Annotated in this window: 15 protein-coding genes and 1 pseudogene; 9 read left to right on the forward strand and 7 right to left on the reverse strand. The window is 70.0% G+C overall.

Annotated features, from left to right (window positions below):
* The first annotated feature begins 44 nt into the window (after positions 1-44).
* The 3 genes from ACZ6EM_RS20745 to ACZ6EM_RS20755 all read left to right on the forward strand — a co-directional run bounded on the left by ACZ6EM_RS20745 (position 45) and on the right by ACZ6EM_RS20755 (position 8,129).
* Entirely contained in the window at positions 45-6,452 is a 6,408-nt protein-coding gene (locus ACZ6EM_RS20745; RefSeq protein WP_465772951.1) for an RHS repeat domain-containing protein, read from the forward strand.
* 141 nt (positions 6,453-6,593) lie between these two features.
* The gene (locus tag ACZ6EM_RS20750; RefSeq protein ID WP_465772952.1) at positions 6,594-7,283 is read left to right on the forward strand and encodes a hypothetical protein; all 690 of its coding nucleotides are present in this window, start codon (positions 6,594-6,596) and stop codon (positions 7,281-7,283) included.
* Positions 7,284-7,730: 447 nt separating this feature from the next.
* Positions 7,731-8,129, forward strand: coding sequence for a hypothetical protein (locus ACZ6EM_RS20755; protein ID WP_465772953.1), 399 nt, complete (start codon positions 7,731-7,733; stop codon positions 8,127-8,129).
* A gap of 91 nt (positions 8,130-8,220) precedes the next feature.
* Here ACZ6EM_RS20755 and tgmC read toward each other — a convergent pair whose 3' ends face one another.
* Complete coding sequence (gene tgmC, locus ACZ6EM_RS20760) at positions 8,221-9,369, reverse strand: ATP-grasp peptide maturase system methyltransferase (protein WP_465772954.1); 1,149 nt, start codon at positions 9,367-9,369, stop codon at positions 8,221-8,223.
* Positions 9,370-9,498: 129 nt separating this feature from the next.
* Between tgmC and ACZ6EM_RS20765 the strand changes: the two genes are divergently transcribed.
* A complete protein-coding gene (locus ACZ6EM_RS20765; protein WP_465772955.1) occupies positions 9,499-10,092 on the forward strand; it encodes a DUF4291 domain-containing protein in 594 nt (197 codons plus the stop codon).
* 31 nt (positions 10,093-10,123) lie between these two features.
* Here the strand turns inward: ACZ6EM_RS20765 and ACZ6EM_RS20770 are convergent, their stop codons facing one another.
* The 3 genes and pseudogenes from ACZ6EM_RS20770 to ACZ6EM_RS20780 form a co-directional block, all read right to left on the reverse strand.
* Positions 10,124-10,321, reverse strand: a complete 198-nt coding sequence (locus ACZ6EM_RS20770; protein WP_465772956.1) for a DUF397 domain-containing protein — start codon at positions 10,319-10,321, stop codon at positions 10,124-10,126.
* Positions 10,318-10,548: a DUF397 domain-containing protein gene (locus tag ACZ6EM_RS20775; RefSeq protein WP_465772957.1), complete on the reverse strand. Its 231-nt coding sequence runs from the start codon at positions 10,546-10,548 to the stop codon at positions 10,318-10,320. The genes ACZ6EM_RS20770 and ACZ6EM_RS20775 overlap by 4 nt, the downstream gene beginning before the upstream one ends.
* Positions 10,549-10,561: 13 nt before the next feature.
* A pseudogene (locus tag ACZ6EM_RS20780) lies at positions 10,562-11,359 on the reverse strand (helix-turn-helix domain-containing protein); the annotation flags it as partial.
* Positions 11,360-11,545: 186 nt separating this feature from the next.
* Between ACZ6EM_RS20780 and ACZ6EM_RS20785 the strand changes: the two are divergent.
* Positions 11,546-11,956 (forward strand): ATP-binding protein, encoded by a 411-nt coding sequence (locus tag ACZ6EM_RS20785; protein ID WP_465772958.1) that lies wholly within the window; start codon positions 11,546-11,548, stop codon positions 11,954-11,956.
* Positions 11,957-11,971: 15 nt separating this feature from the next.
* Positions 11,972-12,526: a hypothetical protein gene (locus ACZ6EM_RS20790; protein WP_465772959.1), complete on the forward strand. Its 555-nt coding sequence runs from the start codon at positions 11,972-11,974 to the stop codon at positions 12,524-12,526.
* 281 nt (positions 12,527-12,807) lie between these two features.
* On the opposite strand, the gene ACZ6EM_RS20795 is transcribed toward ACZ6EM_RS20790, so the two are convergent.
* Complete coding sequence (locus ACZ6EM_RS20795; protein ID WP_452179971.1) at positions 12,808-13,554, reverse strand: phosphotransferase family protein; 747 nt, start codon at positions 13,552-13,554, stop codon at positions 12,808-12,810.
* A 363-nt stretch (positions 13,555-13,917) separates the two neighbouring features.
* Here ACZ6EM_RS20795 and ACZ6EM_RS20800 point away from each other — a divergent pair, with 363 nt between their 5' ends.
* The 3 genes from ACZ6EM_RS20800 (at position 13,918) to ACZ6EM_RS20810 (ending at position 16,026) form a co-directional block, all read left to right on the forward strand.
* The gene (locus ACZ6EM_RS20800) at positions 13,918-15,126 is read left to right on the forward strand and encodes an alpha/beta hydrolase family protein (RefSeq protein WP_401054545.1); all 1,209 of its coding nucleotides are present in this window, start codon (positions 13,918-13,920) and stop codon (positions 15,124-15,126) included.
* 236 nt (positions 15,127-15,362) lie between these two features.
* A complete protein-coding gene (locus ACZ6EM_RS20805) occupies positions 15,363-15,668 on the forward strand; it encodes a hypothetical protein (RefSeq protein WP_465772960.1) in 306 nt (101 codons plus the stop codon).
* Between the two features lie 148 nt (positions 15,669-15,816).
* Positions 15,817-16,026: a hypothetical protein gene (locus tag ACZ6EM_RS20810; protein WP_401045781.1), complete on the forward strand. Its 210-nt coding sequence runs from the start codon at positions 15,817-15,819 to the stop codon at positions 16,024-16,026.
* A 110-nt stretch (positions 16,027-16,136) separates the two neighbouring features.
* Here ACZ6EM_RS20810 and ACZ6EM_RS20815 read toward each other — a convergent pair whose 3' ends face one another.
* Both ACZ6EM_RS20815 and ACZ6EM_RS20820 read right to left on the reverse strand, forming a co-directional pair.
* Complete coding sequence (locus ACZ6EM_RS20815; RefSeq protein WP_401045783.1) at positions 16,137-17,636, reverse strand: glycoside hydrolase; 1,500 nt, start codon at positions 17,634-17,636, stop codon at positions 16,137-16,139.
* A gap of 318 nt (positions 17,637-17,954) precedes the next feature.
* Positions 17,955-18,497 (reverse strand): GNAT family N-acetyltransferase, encoded by a 543-nt coding sequence (locus tag ACZ6EM_RS20820; RefSeq protein ID WP_465773006.1) that lies wholly within the window; start codon positions 18,495-18,497, stop codon positions 17,955-17,957.
* Positions 18,498-18,538 lie beyond the last annotated feature (41 nt).

The raw sequence follows: 18,538 nt of genomic DNA on the forward strand, positions 1-18,538 counted from the left end.
GTGGTCCGTCACACCCGTTTTCTCCCAGAGGAGTTGTCCCACCCATGAGCAGGAAGAGGTCGGTGCCGCGGCCGACCCGCACCAGAATGTCCGCGATCATCGCGGGCACCCTGGTCGGGTCGCTGCTGCCGGCACTGCCGCTGGCCGCCGTCGCGGCGGCCGCGGAACCGTACACCAAGCCGTCCGCGGTCTCACCCGAGAAGCCCGTCAAGGGCTCCGACGCCAAGGCCAAGGGCCGCAAGGCCGACACCACCGTCAGCAGGACGGACGGCAAGCAGGGCGCCCTGCCCGGCGCGGGCAGCGCCACCGTCGACGTGCCCGGCGAGAAGGGCAAGGCCGTCAAGGCCGGCAAGCTGCCGGTCGCGCTCTCGTCCTCGGGCGCGGCGGGCAAGGCCAAGGTCGAGCTGCTCGGCCAGGACGCCGCCGCCAAGGCCGGCATCAACGGCGTCCTGCTGACCGTCACGGGCGCCGACGAGAACAGCGGCCTGGCCGTCGACTACTCGTCCTTCGCCCAGGCGGCCGGCTCCGGCTTCGGCTCGCGGCTGAAGCTGGTCCGCCTGCCCGAGTGCGCGCTCACCACGCCCGACCTGCCCGAATGCCGGGTGCAGACCCCGCTGCCGGGCGGCAACGACGTGGCGAAGCAGACCGTCGCCGCCGACGCCCTGACCACGGCCCCGGCCGGGTCGATGCGCCTGCAGTCCGCGCCGGGGGCGATGGTGCTGGCGGCCACCACCGGCAGCGCCGGACCGAGCGGCGACTACAGGGCGACGCCGCTGTCGAGCGCGTCTTCCTGGTCGACGGCGCTGAACAGCGGCGCGTTCACCTGGTCCTACGACATGCCGCTCACGGCGATGCCGGGCGGGCTGACCCCGAAGGTCGGTCTGTCCTACAACTCCGGTGCGATCGACGGCCGCACGGCCAACAGCAACAACCAGGCCTCCTGGGCCGGTGACGGCTTCGACCTGTCGCCGGGCTTCGTCGAGCGCAGCTACAAGGCCTGCGCCGACGACGGGGCGCCCAAGACCGGCACCAACAACCCGGGCGACCTGTGCTGGGGGACGGACAACGCCACCATCAGCTTCGCGGGGCACTCGGGTGAGCTGATCCCGGTCTCCGGCGACGAGTGGCGGATCAAGAACGACGACGCCACCAAGGTCGTGCGCGTCCGCGACACCGGCCGCGGCAACGGCGACAACGACGGCGAGTACTTCCGCGCCACCACCACCGACGGCACCACCTACTACTTCGGCTACAACCGCCTGCCGAACTGGTCGGCGGGCAAGCCGGAGACCAAGTCCGTCTACACCGTGCCCGTCTACGGCAACAACGCGGGCGAGCCCTGCAACGGCGCCGACTTCGCGTCCTCGTGGTGCCAGCAGGGCTGGCGGTGGAACCTGGACCTGGTGGTCGACGCCCACGGCAACGACATCACCTACTGGTACACCCCCGAGACCAACAACTACGGCCGCAACCTGAAGTCCACGGACCGCACCCCGTACATCCGGGGCGGGCGCCTGGACCACATCGAGTACGGCCAGCAGCAGGGCGACCTGTACTCGGCCACCGTCAAGCCGATGGGCCGGGTCGACTTCGGCACCGCCGAACGCTGCCTGGAGACCGGCGCGGGCGTGTGCGACCCGGCGAAGATCGACGCCAACCGGCAGTACTGGTACGACACCCCGTGGGACCAGAACTGCAAGGACGGCACCGACTGCACAACGCAGTACTCGCCGACCTTCTTCACCCGCACCCGCCTCACCCAGGTCCTCGCCAAGACCCTTCAGGCCGACGGAAGTTACGCCACCGTCGACACCTGGGACCTGACCCACAAGTGGGGTACCGCCGACTTCGACTACCAGCTCCTGCTGGACTCGATCAAGCACACCGGGTCCTCCGCGTCCCCGTCCGTCGCACTGCCGAAGACCACCCTCGCCTACAAGCAGATGGCCAACCGGCTCGACAAGGTCGGCGACGGCCGGATGCCGTTCATCAAGCAGCGGCTCGGCACCGTCACCGACGAACAGGGCGGCCAGCTCGACGTCAACTACTCGGCCGCGGCCTGCGACTGGAACAACCTGCCCACCCCGCAGTCCAACACCACCCGCTGCTTCCCGCAGATGTACCAGGCCTCCGACGAGACCCCGGTCACCACGGAGTGGTTCAACAAGTACGTCGTCGACGCGGTCATCGCCACCGACCGCACCGGCGGCGCACCCGACATGGTCACCCACTACACCTACCTCGGCGACGCCGCCTGGCACTTCGACGACGAGGACGGCCTGACCAAGGACAAGCTCAAGACCTGGTCCCAGTGGCGCGGCTACGCCCGCACCCGGGTCGAGACCGGTGGCGTCACCGGCATGACCACCCAGGCCGACCACTGGTTCCTGCGCGGCATGGACCAGGACCGCAACAACCCCGCTGACAAGAACAGCAAGCGCACCGTCACCGTCGACGACGGCCAGGGCACCGTCCTGACCGACGACCAGGCGTGGGCCGGCGTCGAGTACCGCACCGAGCAGTACGACAAGCCCGGCGGCGTGATCCTCTCCACGTCGGTCAACACCCCGTGGAAGAAGGAGACCGCCAAGCGCTCCAACACGTGGGGCACCACCACCGCCAATATCATCGGCATATCCGTCAAGCGGGGCTTCACCTCGCTCGACCAGGGCGCCGGATCGGCGTGGCGCGAGACCCGCACCAACACCTCGTTCGACGGCTACGGCCGGGTCACGCAGGTCGAAGCCCTCGGTGACACCGCCACCGCCGACGACGACAAGTGCACGCGCAAGACCTACGCCGACAACACGGCGGGCTGGCTGTTGACCGGAACCGTCCGGACCGAGACGGTGGCCGCCGACTGCGCCGCCACCGTCGGTCGCGAGACCCGGGCCGACGGCACCTCGGCCGTCCTGTCCGACATCCGGGTCCGCTACGACGGCCAGGCGTTCGGCGCGGCGCCCACCAAGGGCGACGCCACCCTGACCGAGACCCTCAAGTCGCAGACCGGCAGCAGCGCCACGTACCTGGACAGCTCGGCTGCCTACGACGTGTACGGGCGCAAGCTGACCACCGTCAGCCTCTCCTCCACAACCGTCTTCGACACGACCGGCGTGTCGGCACCCGTCACCACCGCGTCCTCGTCCGCGCCGGCCGCCACCACCGCCTACACGCCGGCCACTGGACGCCCCACCAAGTCGACCACCACCACGCCGCCGGCCGTCGTGGGCAATGCGGCCACCGCGCAGACCACGACCGTCGAGTACGACCTCCTGCGCGGCCTGAGCACCGCCACCGTCGATGCCAACAACCGACGCACCGACCTGCTCCAGGACGCCCTCGGACGTTCGCTGAAGGTCTGGCTCCCCAATCGCTCGAAGGCCACCGGCCAGAGCCCGAACCACGAGTTCGCCTACTCGGTGGCGGACGGGCAGATCACCGCCGTCACCACCAGGACGCTGAACAGCGACGGCAGCCAGCAGACGGGCTACACGCTCTTCGACGGCTTCGGCCGGGTGCGGCAGGTCCAGTCCGCCGGGGACAACGGCGGCCGCCTCCTGACCGACACCTTCTACGACGAGCGCGGCCAGGCCGCCCTCAGCTACGCGCCGTACTACGCCACGGGTGCGCCTTCGGCGACCTTGTTCAAGATCGAGGACGCCACCGGCGTCGAGACCCAGACCGCCAACACCTACGACGGCCTCGGGCGGGTCACCAGATCCACCACCCTGGCCGGCAACGGCGTCGGCACTCCCATCGCCACCACGCTGACCGAATACGGTGGCGACCGGGTCACCGTCACCCCGCCCACCGGCGGCACCCCGACGACCACCGTCACCGACGCCGCCGGACGTACGACCGAGCTGCGCCAGTACAAGTCCCGGACCCCGACCGGCGCCTACGACGCCACCAAGTACACCTACGACGCGGCAGACCACCTCACCAAGCTGACCGACCCGTCCGGCACGGTCTGGACCTGGGGCTACGACCAGCGCGGCCGGCAGACCCGATCGGTCGACCCGGACAGCGGGACCTCGGTCAAGACGTACAACGACCGCAGCGAACTCGTCAGCATGACGGACGGCCGCGGCAAGACCGTCGCGTACAGCTACGACAACCTCTCCCGCCAGACCGAGACCCGCGACGGCTCGGCGAGCGGCCCACTGCTGACGGCCCAGACCTGGGACCCGTCCGGGAACAAGGGGATGCCCGCGTCCTCGACCCGCTACAGCACGGTCAACGGCACGACGTACCCGTACACGACGACCTACTCGCTCTACGACCCGCTGGGGCGGCCGACCCGCACGACGGTCAGCATCCCGTCCGTCCCCGGGCAGGAAGCACTCGCCGGCAACTACATCAGCGGCACGATCTACCGGCTCGACAACGAGGTGCAGAGCGTCAGCTACCCGGCCGCGGGCAACCTGCCCGCCGAATCCGTCGCCTTCACCTACGACCCGCTGCGCCGCCTCACCGCGGCCCAGGGCCTCAGCACCTACCTGACCGCTCAGACCTACAGCCTCACCGGCAAGCCGCTGCAGTCCACGTTGAGCAACGGAACCGCCGGCAAGGACATCTACGTCACCAACGGCTACGAGTGGGGCACTCAGCGCCTGGCCTCCAGCCGCACCGACCAGTACGGCATCGTCGGGGCCGCCCGCGCCGCCACGTACACGTACGACCAGGCCGGCAACGTCACCTCCGTCGCCGATGCCTCACGGCTCGGCACCGACCGCCAGTGCTTCCAGTACGACACCCTCGGACGGCTCACCGAGGCGTTCACCCCGAGCGGCACCAGCTGCCCGGCCACGCCCGACGGCGCCGCGCTCGGCGGCCCGGCCCCCTACCGGACCAGCTACACCTACAACCCCAACGGAACCCGGGCCACCGAAACCCGTCACGACCCGGGCGGCAACACCGCCCAGGACAGCACCACCACCTACACCTATCCGGCGCCCACGGCCGCCCAGCCCCACGCGCTCACCAGCACCAGCACGGTCACCGGAGCCGTCGGCGCTCCGGTCGTCCAGAGCTACGCCTACGACGCGGCGGGCAACACCAGCGCCCGGCACCTCAAGCCGGGTGGCGGCGGGACCAGCGACCAGGCGCTGACCTGGGACAGCCTGGGCAAGCTCCAGACGGTCACCGACTCCGTCACGTCGGGCACCGGCAGCACCAGCAGGACGACCGACTACGTGTACGACGCCGACGGCAACCGCTTGCTCGGCCACACCCTCGACGCCGCGAACCCGTCGGCCGAGAACTGGACCCTGTACCTCGGCAACAGCGAGCTCAACCTGGTCAAGGGCGCGGCGAAGCCCACGGCCACCCGCTACTACAAGCTGGGCGATTCCGCCGTAGCCGTCCGCACCGACGACGGCAAGGTCGCCTTCCAGGTCACCGACCACCACAAGACCGCCGAACTGAACGTCGACGCCGCGAGCGGCAACCTCGCCATGCGTCGGAGCACGCCGTTCGGTGGTCCCCGCGGTGCGTCCCCCAGCGCCTGGTCCGGGACCAGGGGATTCCTCGGAGGAACGCTCGAGGCCACCGGCCTCACCCACCTCGGGGCGCGCGACTACGACCCGGGCACCGGCCGGTTCGTCTCGGTCGACCCGGAACTCGACGTCACCGACCCGCAGTCCATGACGGGCTACGCCTACGGCAACAACAATCCGGAGACGCATTCCGACCCCACCGGCCGCCGCAATGACGACTACGGCCCGGGCTGCTACCGCGAATGCATCACCCAGACGGACAGGGTCAACTGCATATTCGTCCTGCTGAACCCCTGCTCGGGGGTTCAGCAGTCCACCCCCTCGACCAGCACGATGGCCAACCCGACGCCCCGAGCCGTCACGCCCAAGGTCACGAACACCAAGTTCCAGAGCATCCTTGACGAAATCTACCCCAAGCCCGAATACCAGTCGGTCACCGGAAGCGGAAAGGCGGCCGAAGCACTCAAGGAGGAGCTGCGGACCGGAAAGCAGACCAAGGGGAAATGGCATCTGGAGGACAATGCCGACCTGATGACCAGGCTCACCAAGCTGCTGGAGGGGGATCGGAAGGGACTCAAGGATTTCCAGCTCACCGACGACGAACGGAAGCTGGCGCTCAAGGAGGCCGAGGAGCTGTGGGACGCCCTCAACAACACGGAGGACAAGGCCGGAAACCTCACCAAATTCATGAAGAGCGACGAGCGGCTTCGAACCAAGCTGGTCAAAATGGGTGACATGGTGGTCGATGCCCCCGCTCTCCGCACCGTCAGCGGATCGACCTTCGAGGAACGCCCGTTCAAGGCCCCGACGCGCACCGGAGGGTCGAGGCTGTCCGGGATGATGGGGAAGATGGGGGCGGCCGGAGAGGTGCTGACTTTCGTGGACGGCCTGATCCAGTTCTTCAACATGGAGCAGACGTACGGTCAGTGCGAGAGGAACTGCGGACCAGCCTGAGCCACGACCTAGGATGAGAGCGTCGGCCCGGCCCGTTCGCCGGGCCGGGCCGGCGCTTTCGCTTCGGACCGCCCGGGCGGAAGACCGGATCAGGGGCGGTCGAACACCCTGTCATCGATAACGTTTCAAGCAGGTGGACGAGTGGAATCTGAACGCCAGAAGGCCGATGCCTGGGATGACCGACTGAGTTGGTCCTACGGATTGATCTCCGACAGCCGAACAGAGCGGGAAGCGGCCGCGGCCCACCTGGCGAGGAATCAGGAATACGTCCGGGCGGCACTCGACAGGTACAACCACCTTCTCCTTCAGAGCCATCACACGGCCGGACCTCAGCTCGATGCGGCAATGACGGAAGCACATGACGTCTGGGGCGCCGGTCAGGCACGCTCCTTCCCCGACTGCCTGTGGGAACGCCCTGTTCCGGCAGATCTCATGAACTGGCCGGGACTGCCCTACGCGCTGCTGTTCCTCGAATGGGAGGCACGGTACCCCGAGGACTGGACCCGGTCCGCCAAGGCCTGGGGGACGAAGCAGCAGCTGATCAAGGACTTGGCCTGCGCCCACCCCGACGACCGAGTCCGGGCGAAGCTCGTCGAACTCGTCGGGATCGTCGTTTCACGGCCGTACCGCTGCAAGGACCGCGAGTACGTCCGTCTCGCCAGGTCCGTCGACAGCGAGGACCTCCGGCGCGACATCGCGACCGCAGCCGAATCCGACGGCCCCTGGGCTCGAACTCACGCGGGCTATGTGCAGTGGATGCTCGATCACCCCGAGATCCCGAACACCCGCCACGTCTGGCGCACCTGGCTTGCCTCGACGCCGGGGGACTGATGCCCTGACATCAAGCGGAGACCTTTCCGCCCCCCGGAACTCCGGTACGCGCCAAGGGGCTTGGTGCCACGCCCGGCGAGGGTGGGGCACCACGGCGGGGTCGTCCGCAGAGGTCCCCGACCGCACCCCGCGGTCGGAGACCTCTGCGTGCTCCGCCCTGTCGACCCCGCCGGAAGCCCCCGACGGGAGCCGTCGCCGGGAGCCGCCCGCCTTGACGGTGGCGGGCCGGATCCACCAGGGTGTGCTCCACTCCCTCGCACCGCTGTCCCATCGGCACTCCCCACCCGGAGACGGCATGCGTGCACCCAGCCCCGGTCATCCCCGACCCACCCGCCGGATCCGCTCCCCAGGGTCGACCTGGTCCTCAACGGGGCGTTCGACTCGTACCCGTGGATCTGGACCTGCGACCCCGGTGTCTCGCCCAGTCACATCCCGCACGACCACTACGTGTCGGGCCGTCCGACCGCCGAGGGCACCGCGGGCTGCGCCCAGCGGGTGCGGGTGCTGCCGAACTCGGCCTACACGCTCCGCGCCACGGTGCGCGGCGCGTTCGCCTTCGTCGGCGTCACCGGAGCGGGCGGCGAGAGCGCCTCCAGCTGGTCGAGCGAGGGCAGTTGGAACGATCTCTCGGTGCCGGTCAGCACCGGGCCGGACACCACCGAGCTGACGGTCTACTTCCACGGCTGGTACGAGCAGGCGTCCTACGACGTCCGGCGGGTGTCCTTCATCGGCCCCGGGTACGAACCGCTGCCGTGCGGCGGGGCGGACACCCCGTCGCCGACGGCGACCGACGGCACCGCGTCCGCCTCGCTGTCCCCCACCTGCCGGCGCACGTACCTCCCCTGACGGCCGCACCGCCCCTGCGCCGTCCGACCGTCACACCTTCCTCGGGGGCCGGGCCCCGACCACGCCTGTGGCCGGGGCCCGGCCTCTCCGGTCAGATCGGCAGGTTCCAGCCCGGTCCGTCCTCGCTTCCGATCCAGACCCGCTGCCCGGTCGGCGAGACGGTGAGGCCGAAGCCCTCCTGGTGCGGCTCGCCGGCCCGCTGCCAGGCTTCGACGGCGCTCTCCACCTGGTCCCAGAGCCGGAGCGGGCCGCGCTGCACCACGGTCCACCCGCCACCGGGGACGGGCGCGGTCCGGGCCTGCGATCCGGTGGCCACGTCCCAGAGGATCTGGTGCCCAACGGCTCCCATCCGTTCGGCCGAGGGCGCCGCGAGCTGGGCGACCCAGCTGCCGGTCCAGGTGCTGATGATCTCGGGGTCGATCCGGGACGGGCGCTCGTCCCCCGGGAGCAGGGAGATGCTCTGGCGCGGCGGTCGGTCGTGCGGGCGGGCGATCATGAAGCTGGTCCAGCCGGGCATGAACCGCCCCGTTCCCTCGCCGGGGGCCGTCAGGACCAGGCGCACGAGCCCGAAACCGAACCCCCACCCGGACAGGGTCGCCAGGATGACGCCGCCGGGCTTCACCTGGTGCAGCCAGCCGGGCGGCAGGTACCGGACGGCGCAGGTGGCGATCAGCCGGTCGTACGCACCCTCGCCGCCCTCCGGGTCGCCGAGCAGCCCGTCGCCGATCACCAGCCGGGGAGCGAACCCGGCCGCCCCGATCGCGGCGGCGGCACGCTCGGCCACCAGCGGGTCGTACTCGATGCTGGTCAGGTTGGCGTCCCCGAGGCGATGCGCGCCGAGGGCGGTCGAGTAGCCGGTGCCCGTGCCGATCTCCAGCACCCGGTGCCCGGCTACGGCATCGAGCTGCTGCCACATGCCCAGCACCAGGGACGGCAGGGTGGACGACGACGACGGCGTCCCGGTCACGGTGCCCCCGGTCACGTCCTCGGGGCGGACGTGACCGTCGAGTTGGGTGATCAGCGTCTCGTTCGCGTAGACCTGCCTCAGCCATCCGGGGTCGGTCCGGTGCACGGGCCGGTACGCGGTCGGATTGCTGCCCGGGACCGGCACGAAGAACGACCCGACGAACAACTCCCGCGGCACGGCGAGCGCGGCGGCCCGCCACGCCGGGTCGCTGATCGCGTCATCCCCGGTGAGGCCGTCCACCAGGGCGGCGCGGAGCCGGTCCGATGTGCTCATGATTCGATGTCCTTCTCCGGGAGGTCGGCGATGGCAGAGCGGAGCGGCTCCACGGCCGGCACCGGGGAAACCCACGCCGCCCGGAAAATCCGCTGGCGCAATGCTCGCGGAGGATCGACCCTGGTCAGCGTGTCAGAACCCAAGTATGAGATCCGCGCCCTCCACACCGCCTCCACGGTAACCGTCTACCAGGCGTACGCGCCGGAGATCGGGCTGCCCGCCGCACGGGACGGCCGCTTTCCGGCGGCGTGGAAGCGGGACCGGATGACGTGGATCAAGCCGTCGTTCCTCTGGATGATGTACCGCTGCGGATGGGCGACCAAGGAGGGGCAGGAGACCGTCCTCGCGATCGAGATCACCCGCGAGGGCTTCGAATGGGCCCTGGAGAACAGCTGCCTTTCCCACTACAAGCACGGGCTGCACCCCGACCAGGCCGCCTGGAAGCGGGACTTGAGGCGGTCGCCGGCCCGCGTGCAGTGGGATCCCGAACGCGGCCTGCATCTGGAGCCGCTGCCCCATCGGTCGCTTCAGCTCGGCCTCACCGGCGAGGCCACCGAGCGCTATGCGGACGAGTGGATCGTCTCGGTGGAGGACGTCACCGCACTCGCGCACACGATCCACTCCCACGTGCGGGCCGGGGAGTTGGAGCACGCCCGGCAGCTCCTGCCCGCCGAACGCCCGTACCCGTCGGGCGACACCCTGCTGACCCACCTGGGCGCCTGAGCCCGGCCTATGTCGTGTACCGAGTTCCCGGTCAGCCCTGGCCCGGCAACTCGCCGTCTTGGACGGCCGCAACGAATGCTTCCCAAGAAGCGGCCGGGAAGACGAGGGACGGGCCGCCGGGGTCCTTGGAGTCACGCACGGGGACGAGGCCGGGGAACCCGGGGGCCACCTCGATGCAGTCGCCGCCGTTGGGAGCGCTGTAGCTGCTCTTCCGCCAGACCAACATCATGCAGGGAACTCACCCTCCCGGATCGCGGCGACGAAGGAGCCCCACGCAGCAGCCGCGAAGACCAGAGCCGGGCCATGGGGGTCCTTGGAGTCACGCACGGGGACGAGGCCGGGGAATCCGGGGGCCACCTCGATGCAGTTGCCGCCGTTGCCGCCGCTGTAGCTGCTCTTGCGCCAGACGGCCCCGTCGAGCCTGTTCCTCGTCATCCTTGAACCCTTCCAGCGCATCCGCGATCAGCGCGAGCGAGGCGGCTACTGGCAGTGCCGTCCCATGGAGCAGATCATAGCTCCAGCGATGCCGCGCAACGATCTCCGGAGCATCGCTGGAATGCCCGCGATCAAGGCTCTCGGAGTACACACAGGTTCGCCCATCAGGCATGTCCAGCAGCACCATTGAGACGTCAACGCTGGCCTGTCGACACGCGAACGGCGCGATCTGGATCACGATGTTCGGGAGCTTTGCAACCGCCAGCAAGTGTTCCATCTGGCGCCTCATCACGCCCGGTCCGCCATAGACGGTTCGAATGCAGCTCTCATCCAGGATTGCCAGCAGCGGCGGCCCATCCGGCTCCAGGAATCGCTTCTGTCGCGCCAACCGAGCCTGCGTTCGTTGCTCGATCACCTCCGGCCTGCCAGCTGCATCACTGACCGCGAACACGGCCTCCGCATACTCGCGGCATTGCAGTAGCCCATTCATCACAGCAACTTGGAAGACCCTGGCCGCCAGCGCCTCGGCCTCCGCATCGACATGGGTCTGGAACCAATCCGGATGCTCGACCCCCGCGCTCCAGTCCACCCGGTCCCAGAGTCGCTTCAGCGATCCACCTGTGTCGAGCAACAGGTCCGCCTGCACGACCATGTCCGGCGACATGCGCCTCTGGCCGGACTCGTACCTGGTGATGTTCGGCCTGGTGCAGTGCAGCAGCTTCGCCAACTGCTCCTGCGTGTAGCCGGCCATCTCCCGGTAGAACCGCAGCTCTTCGCCGAAGATCCGCGCCGAACTGGCCGTCACTTCGCTCTTGAGTCGCCGGTGTGCCATGCCTGACCCCCTGACGTACCGCGTGTGCGTGGTACCCGATTTCGGCCATCACCGTACCTCCGCGACCCGGATCATTGAGACCGGAACGCAATCATCTGCATGCGCAGCGTGATTGTGCGCGCTCCTGTCGCACGCCCCTCCGCCCCTCCGAGGTCCCCCATGCTCAAAACGCACCGTCGCCCCCGCATGTTCGTCGCGCGCCTCGACTCGCGGACCGAGTCCACGCCGCTGGCCCGGTACTTGCTCCGGGCGTACCTCTCCGCCCTCCCCGCCGGCGACCGGTACTCGGACACCGCCGAACTGTTGCTCGGCGAGTTGTTCGCCAACGCCGTCCAGCACTCCGACGCCCCCGACGACTGTCACATCGAGGTCCGCTTCACCGTCACCGGCTCCCGTCTGCGCCTGGAAGTCCACGACGCCGGCACCGACCACCCCACCCTCCACGCCCCGACCCCCGACGACGAACACGGCCGAGGCCTGCTCCTCGTCAACGAACTCGCCGAACGCTGGGGCAGCGCCAACCGCCCCGGCGGCATCGGCAAGTACGTCTGGGCCCTCGTCGCCCCCGCCCCCACGCCCGTCCTCGTCACCGCCTGAAAGCCCCGAACCCCCATGCACCTCACCACCCTCGCCGGCCACGCCCTCTCCCGCGGCCGCACCCCCGCCGACACCTACGCCCTCCTCGCCCGCCGCACCCACAAACCGGTGCCCTCGGCCCGCGCCGTCTGCCTCGCCCTCACCATCCCCCTCGCCGAGACCGTCCGCCGCCTCAACGAGTGCCACGACGCCCTCCTCGCCAACCCCCGCCCCAACTCCGAGACCGACACCGGCGAACTCCTCGAAGCCCTCGGCGTCTTCGACGTCCCCGCCTCCCTCACCGACACCGAACTCACCGTCGTCGACCACTTCCTCACCGCCATCGACGCCATGGGCGGCATCCGCCCCGGCCACCACCACGGCCTCACCCGCTGGTTCACCACCGGCAACCTCACCGCCGCCTACCTCTCCCTCGCCGCCGCCCGCCCCCTCCCCCGCACCGGCAACCCCACCCTCTACTGGACCGCCCTCGTCACCGCCGGCGAACTCCTCACCACCACCCCCAACCCCGACACCCGCCTCAAGTACGCCCTCGCCCACTGCCGCACCCAAGCCACCATCCACGCATAGGAAGTCGACCCCACCGACTTCCTGCGCAGGAGCGGCGGTGCACATGCCGTTGCCGCTTCGGCCCTGCCGAAGCGGCAACGGATGGTGAGGCGACGCGAGTGCTGCTTGATGGTGGTTTCGGCGGGCCTGGCCAAGCTTGGCCAGGCCCGCCGTTGCTCTTGCGGTTCCTGGAAGGGGCGGGCGGGTGGGCGACCTGTGCGAAGGAGCGTGGCGGCTTCAGCTCTCCCGCACAGGAAGTCGGCTGGGCCGACCTCCTGTGCACAAGGCGGGCCCGCGTGGCTTCACATCCGGGATCTCAGCGCGTCGACCTCGCAGCCCGGCGCGAAGGGGTCGAAGCCGTGCTCGATCAGCCAGCGAACCGCCAGCAGGCTTCGCAACGACCACCACGCGCGGATCACGTCGAGGTCGACGTCGGTGCCGTACCCGGCGATGACGTCGTCGAGGTGCTCCTCGTGTCCGAGCGTGAAGGTGGCGAGGTCGTACAGGGCGTCACCCCGGCCCGCCTCGGACCAGTCGATGATGCCGGTGACCTCGCCATCGTCGACGAACAGGTGCGCGACCTGCAGGTCTCCGTGCGTGAACGCCGGAGTCCACGGCCGGAACGCGGCCTCGGCGACCTCGCGATTGCGGGTGACCAGGTCGGCGGGCAGGACGCCGTTCGTCACGAGCACCTCGCACTCGTCGTCGAGTTCCGCCGTCAGCGCGACGACGCTCCGGCCGGCCCGGCCGGGCCTGGGCGGCAGCGGCGCGTCGTGCAGCTTCCGGATGGCGGCGCCCGCCGCGGCCCACTCCGCCGGTGACCCGGTCGACGGCCCGCCGAGGCGCCCGAGGGTCCTCCCCGGGAGCGCGGCGATCGCGAGCACGGGCGGCTTGCGCCACAGGACCTTCGGGGTCGGGACCGGTGCGAGGGACATCGCCTCGACCTCGACGTCGATCCGCGCCTGATCGGCGTCCACCTTCAGGAACACGTCTCCGACGCGCAGGGTCGCGCGCTCGGAATGGGCGACGACGACCGTGACCTCATCCATGGGCGACCAGTATCCCGGGGACGGCCGCCGGTGTCGCCGGGTTTGTCACGTGCGACGACGCGGCCGACCGCGGCCCGCCACCCGGCGGCCCCGTGCACCGCACCGCACCGCCGCGCGCCAGAAGTCGGCCCCGCCGACTTCCCACGCGCACCACGGGCCAGTGCAGCGGCAGGGCTCGGCGTCGTGTTCGTCGTAGGCCAGGACGAAGGTGGCGCTCGACCATGCCGGCGAAGGGAACCTCCGCGCCGCACGACATACTCCCGGCGGATTACTCCGGTACCTCGCGGGGGCTACGAACGACACCGGAGTGTTTACATCCACGGGCCGATTCGACACGGAGCTGCGGAACCTAGCGTCGATCCCATGAAACGCAATCGCCGTATCAGCGCTGTCGCGGTGCTGGCGCTCGCCGCCCTCGTCACCGGAACCGGCGCCGGGTTCGCCGCCACGACCACACCGTCGGGCACACCGGTGGCCACGCACGCGTTCGACACCGCACCGGCCACGGGCACCGCGCCCACGCCGTCCTTCCACGGCACGCTCCCCGCGCCGACCGGCCCCTACGCCGCCGGCGAGGACGTCATCCACCTCACCGACGCGGGCCGTCCCGACCCGTGGGTGCCGTCGTCCGGCCCCCGCCAACTGGCCGTCACGATGGTCTACCCGGCCGTCCCCGGGACCGGGACTCCGGCCCCTTACATGACCCTCGCCGAGGCAGCCGGAGCCATCCAGTTCCGGGGGATGCCGGCGAGCTCCGGCGTCACCGCACAGAACCTTTCCGGCGTCACCACTCACGCCTTCGACGGCGCGTGGCCGCAGCGCGGCAAGTATCCGCTGGTGGTCCTCTCACCCGGGTTCGAGGACCAGCGCATGACGCTCACCTCGCTCGCGACCGACCTGGCCAGTCACGGCTACGTCGTCGCGCTCGTCGGCCACACCTACGAGGACAGCGGCGAGACGCTGGCGAACGGCCGGACGCCGACGTGCGCGATCTGCCACAACCCGGCGCTCGACTTCGACTCCGTCGCCGCCAGCCGCGCGCTGGACGTGTCCTTCGTGATCGACCAGTTGACGCATGGCAATACCGCGTGGCCCCTGGCACACCTCATCGACAAGCACGAGATCGGCATGGCCGGACACTCCATCGGCGGAGCGGCGGCCGCCGCCACGATGATCGCCGACCCGCGAGTACGGGCCGGGGTGAACATGGACGGCAGCTTCCACCCGGCCCCGATGCCCGGCCAGATCGACCGGCCGCTCCTCATGCTGGGCGCGGCCGCCAACCACTTGCCCAGCAGCCACGACACCACGTGGGGGCAGGCCTGGGCCGCCCTCGGCGGCTACAAGAAGTGGCTGACGGTCGCCGGCGCCGACCACACCAGCTTCACCGACCTGGACCTGCTCCTGGACGAGGCCGGGTTCCCGGCGCCGGGGCCCCTCTCCCCGGAACGCGGGGTGGTGATCACCCGCGAGTACGTGACAGCGTTCTTCGACCGGACGCTGAAGGGGATCCACAGTCCGCTGCTGGACGGCCCCTCGCCGAACAATCCGGAAGTACTCTTCCAGTACTAGCGGTGCCATCGACACGGTGAGCCGGCCGGCGTGTTCGGGGGTGTGGTGGATCGACCTCCCCCACCGAACACCACAGCTGCCGCCCGGTGTTCACCGTATCGGGCGGGTGGGGAGCCAGCAGTGCCCCCTCGACCCCGGTGCACGAGCGCCCAAGGCCTGACACCCGACCACCTCGCACAGGAAGTCGGCCCCGCCGACTTCCTGCTCACCTCCACCGGTCCCCCATGATGGTGATCATGACTGATGAACCCCTGTCCGTGTCCTTGGCCGAGCTGCGCAGCTCGTTCGACGTCGTACTCCGTCATATGGAAGCCGCTGCGGCGGGCGATGCCGTCGCCCTGGACAACGACTACTTCTGGTCCATCCCCCCGAACGACCTCTACGACGTCACCCGGGAGCCGGACGACCTCACCATCGGACAGCTCTCGGAATCCTGGCAGCACCTGCGGGACGTAGTCGCCGACCCGGACCGCGCGCTGAGCCACCACCTGACGTGGCTCGCCGACGTCCTCCGGGCCATCGCCCACGAGCACCCGGCATAACCCCCTCCCGCCCCGCGCGGGAAGTCGAGCCCGTCGACTTCCCGCGCACGTCAACGCTCCGAAACAGCTGGACCCCGAGCGGTCCGGGAAGCCCGACCCCGCTTCTGAAGTCCGGCCTTGTCGGGACTGCTCGGGACAGTGTTCGACCGTGAGCCTCGAAGAGCTGCGCGGCCAGTTCTGCTGGTTGACGTCACTCGTCCTGCGGACCGACCTGCAACCCGGCGAAGCCGTCCTCGTGCCGCCCGAGGCTCGTCATCTCCTGCATCACCACGCCAACCGCTGCGTGCTGCACCGGCTGACGATCACCGGCCCGGGCGAGGAGGTGGAGATCCTCGCCGAGGAAATCAGCGACCACTGAAGGGTGTTCCAGGAGACCGGATGCGGGACACTTCCTCGATCCGGTCCGGGAGTTCGACCGGGCCGACGGACGTCCCCGGCCGGGGTGGGCCCGGCCGGGGATGCGAGCGGCTACAGGTGGACGTCGGAGACCTCGAAGGTCTGGACGCTGTAGGCACCGCAGTCGGACCAGAACCGCCCGCCGTTCATCACGGTGTCCGCGTAGTACTGGTAGCGCTGGCCGTCACCGGCGCCGACGCCGGTGACCCAGCGCTTGACCGCGGCACCGTGGACGCCCGGCTGCGAGAACGCCGACAGGTCGAACGTGAGCCACTGCGCGTCCTCGAGGAGGTAGGCGACCACGACCAGCTTGTGGTTGACGGCGTCGTAGGCCGCGACCGCGTTGTTGTGGCCGGTGTCCATGATCGTCATCCCCGGGCGGATGTGCCGCATGTACTGGGCGAGCACCCAGTACTTGGGGTTGACCCCGACCAGCGCCCCGTCGGTGAAGTCGATCGCGCCGAAGCCGTGCCAGTCGAGGATCTGCCAGGCCACCCAGGCCGAAGGGTGGAGCAGGCGCAGGTCGGCGTGCAGGTTCTCGGCGAGGGCCAGGCCGTGCGCCCACCCGTCGCCGTACTCGGAGTTCCAGATCCGCTTGCCGTCGGCGGACACCGCGTCGTACAACCCGACCCGGTCGCCGCCGAGTTCGTCGTAACCGTGGACGTTGACCCGGCCGACGGCCGCCTTGGTCACGGCGTCGAACTCCGGGCTCGTCCAGGTGTTGCGGGCCAGCGCGGTGCCGTTCTCGTCGAGGCCCGCCACCAGCGTCCCCGTCAGGCCCCGGACGTTCAGCTGGGCGCGGGTCCGCCGGATGAGGTCGGCCTGCTGGGCGTGGGTGTAGAAGCAGCCTTCCTGGGTGGTGTCCATCACCGCCTTGTTGCCCCAGTTCAGGCCTGGCTCGTTGAACGGCTGGACCGAGGCGAAGTCGATGCCCCAGTGGTCGTGCGCATACCGTGCCACCGTCGCCAGGTAGGCCGCGTGGCGGTCGAAGTTGCCGTCCTGGAGGTTGCAGAGGCCGTCGGCGGCGCCCTCCGGGTCGTCGTTCTTGAGCATCCACCACATCGGCGAGTTGGCGAAGAGCTCGAAGGTGTCCACGCCCCGGGCCTTCGCCTGCTGGAGCACGCCCCGCTGCTTGGCGTCCAGGCTCCAGTCGAAGCTCGACGAGGACGGATCGTCGGAGTTCCAGTCGAGCTGGAAGCCCTCGATCTTCTTGAACCCGTCCAGCGAGGACGCCATCTTCCGGGAGCCGATGGTGTTGCTCCCGGACCCGCCGGCACAGTACCGGACGATGTTCATGCCCAGGCCCGGCAGCTGGTGCCCGAGGAACGGGACGGTGTCGCGGGTGAACAGCAGGTCGGCCAGGTCGTCCCGGGGCCCGATCCGGTTCGCCCACCAGCCCAGCGTGGTGCCCCACCCGTCCCAGCGGCGGGTCCACTCCACGTTCGGCGCCGGCGGCTTGACCTCGATCGTTCCGATCGGCTCGCCCGCCCAGGAACGCCCGGTTCCGGAGATCAGCGTCATCGCGCCGAGCGGCACTCCCACGAGTCCGCGCAGCAGCGTACGTCGTTCCATCGGTTCCCCCACAAGTCGTCATCCCCCCCGCAGTCGCGGGGGGCCAGTTGTCTCGCGCACCATCGACATCGCGATGGGCTCGGCCCGGGGCGGACCCCGGGCGGCTGGTCGGCACAGGTACCGATCGGTCGGCGTGCCGCCGTCGTCGATGCCGGTGCACCGGCGGAATCCGTCTCCGCCGGTCACCCCGGGAGGAGTCTGCCTTGTCGTTCACCGTGGTGGGCCGACCGCTCCTGAGGGAGTACGCAATGTCAAGAAACCGACGACGCTGGGCCTGAAAGATCGCCCGGAGGAGCGCCCGGACCAGCGCCCGGACCGTCAGCGAGTGGCCGCGGCGTACTGCTCCGACGACAGCTCGAACACCCGGACCCGCCGCCCGCTGGTGGGGTTGACGGTCTCACGGGCCGGATGCATCCCCAGTTTGGTCGTGATCCGTTCGGAGGCGTCGTTGCCCACCTGGGCGATGCTGACGATCCGCTCCAGCCCCCGCTCCTCGAACCCGAACCGGACAGCGGCCACGGCCGCCTCCGTGGCCAAGCCCTGCCCCCAGTGGGACCGTCCCAGCCGCCAGCCGACCTCGACCGCCGGCAGCACCTCCGGCAGGAATGCGGGCACCGAAAGCCCGGTGAACCCGGCCAGCTCGCCGGTGGAACGGACCTCCACGGCGAACAGGCCGAAGCCCCGCGACTCCCACTCGCCCTCCCACGCCCGGATCCCGGCGCGGGTCTGCTGCTCGTCACGGACGCTGCCGTCCCGGATCCACCGCATCACCTCGGGATCGGCATTGACGGCAGCCATGGGCGCGACGTCCGCCTCGCGCCAGCGACGCAGGATCAACCGGGGAGTCTCAAGCGTGACCATTCCGTCATTCTGGATCAGCGAGTGGCTCTCCGCCATCCTCA

The sequence above is a fragment of the Kitasatospora sp. NPDC041917 genome, from assembly GCF_055589745.1.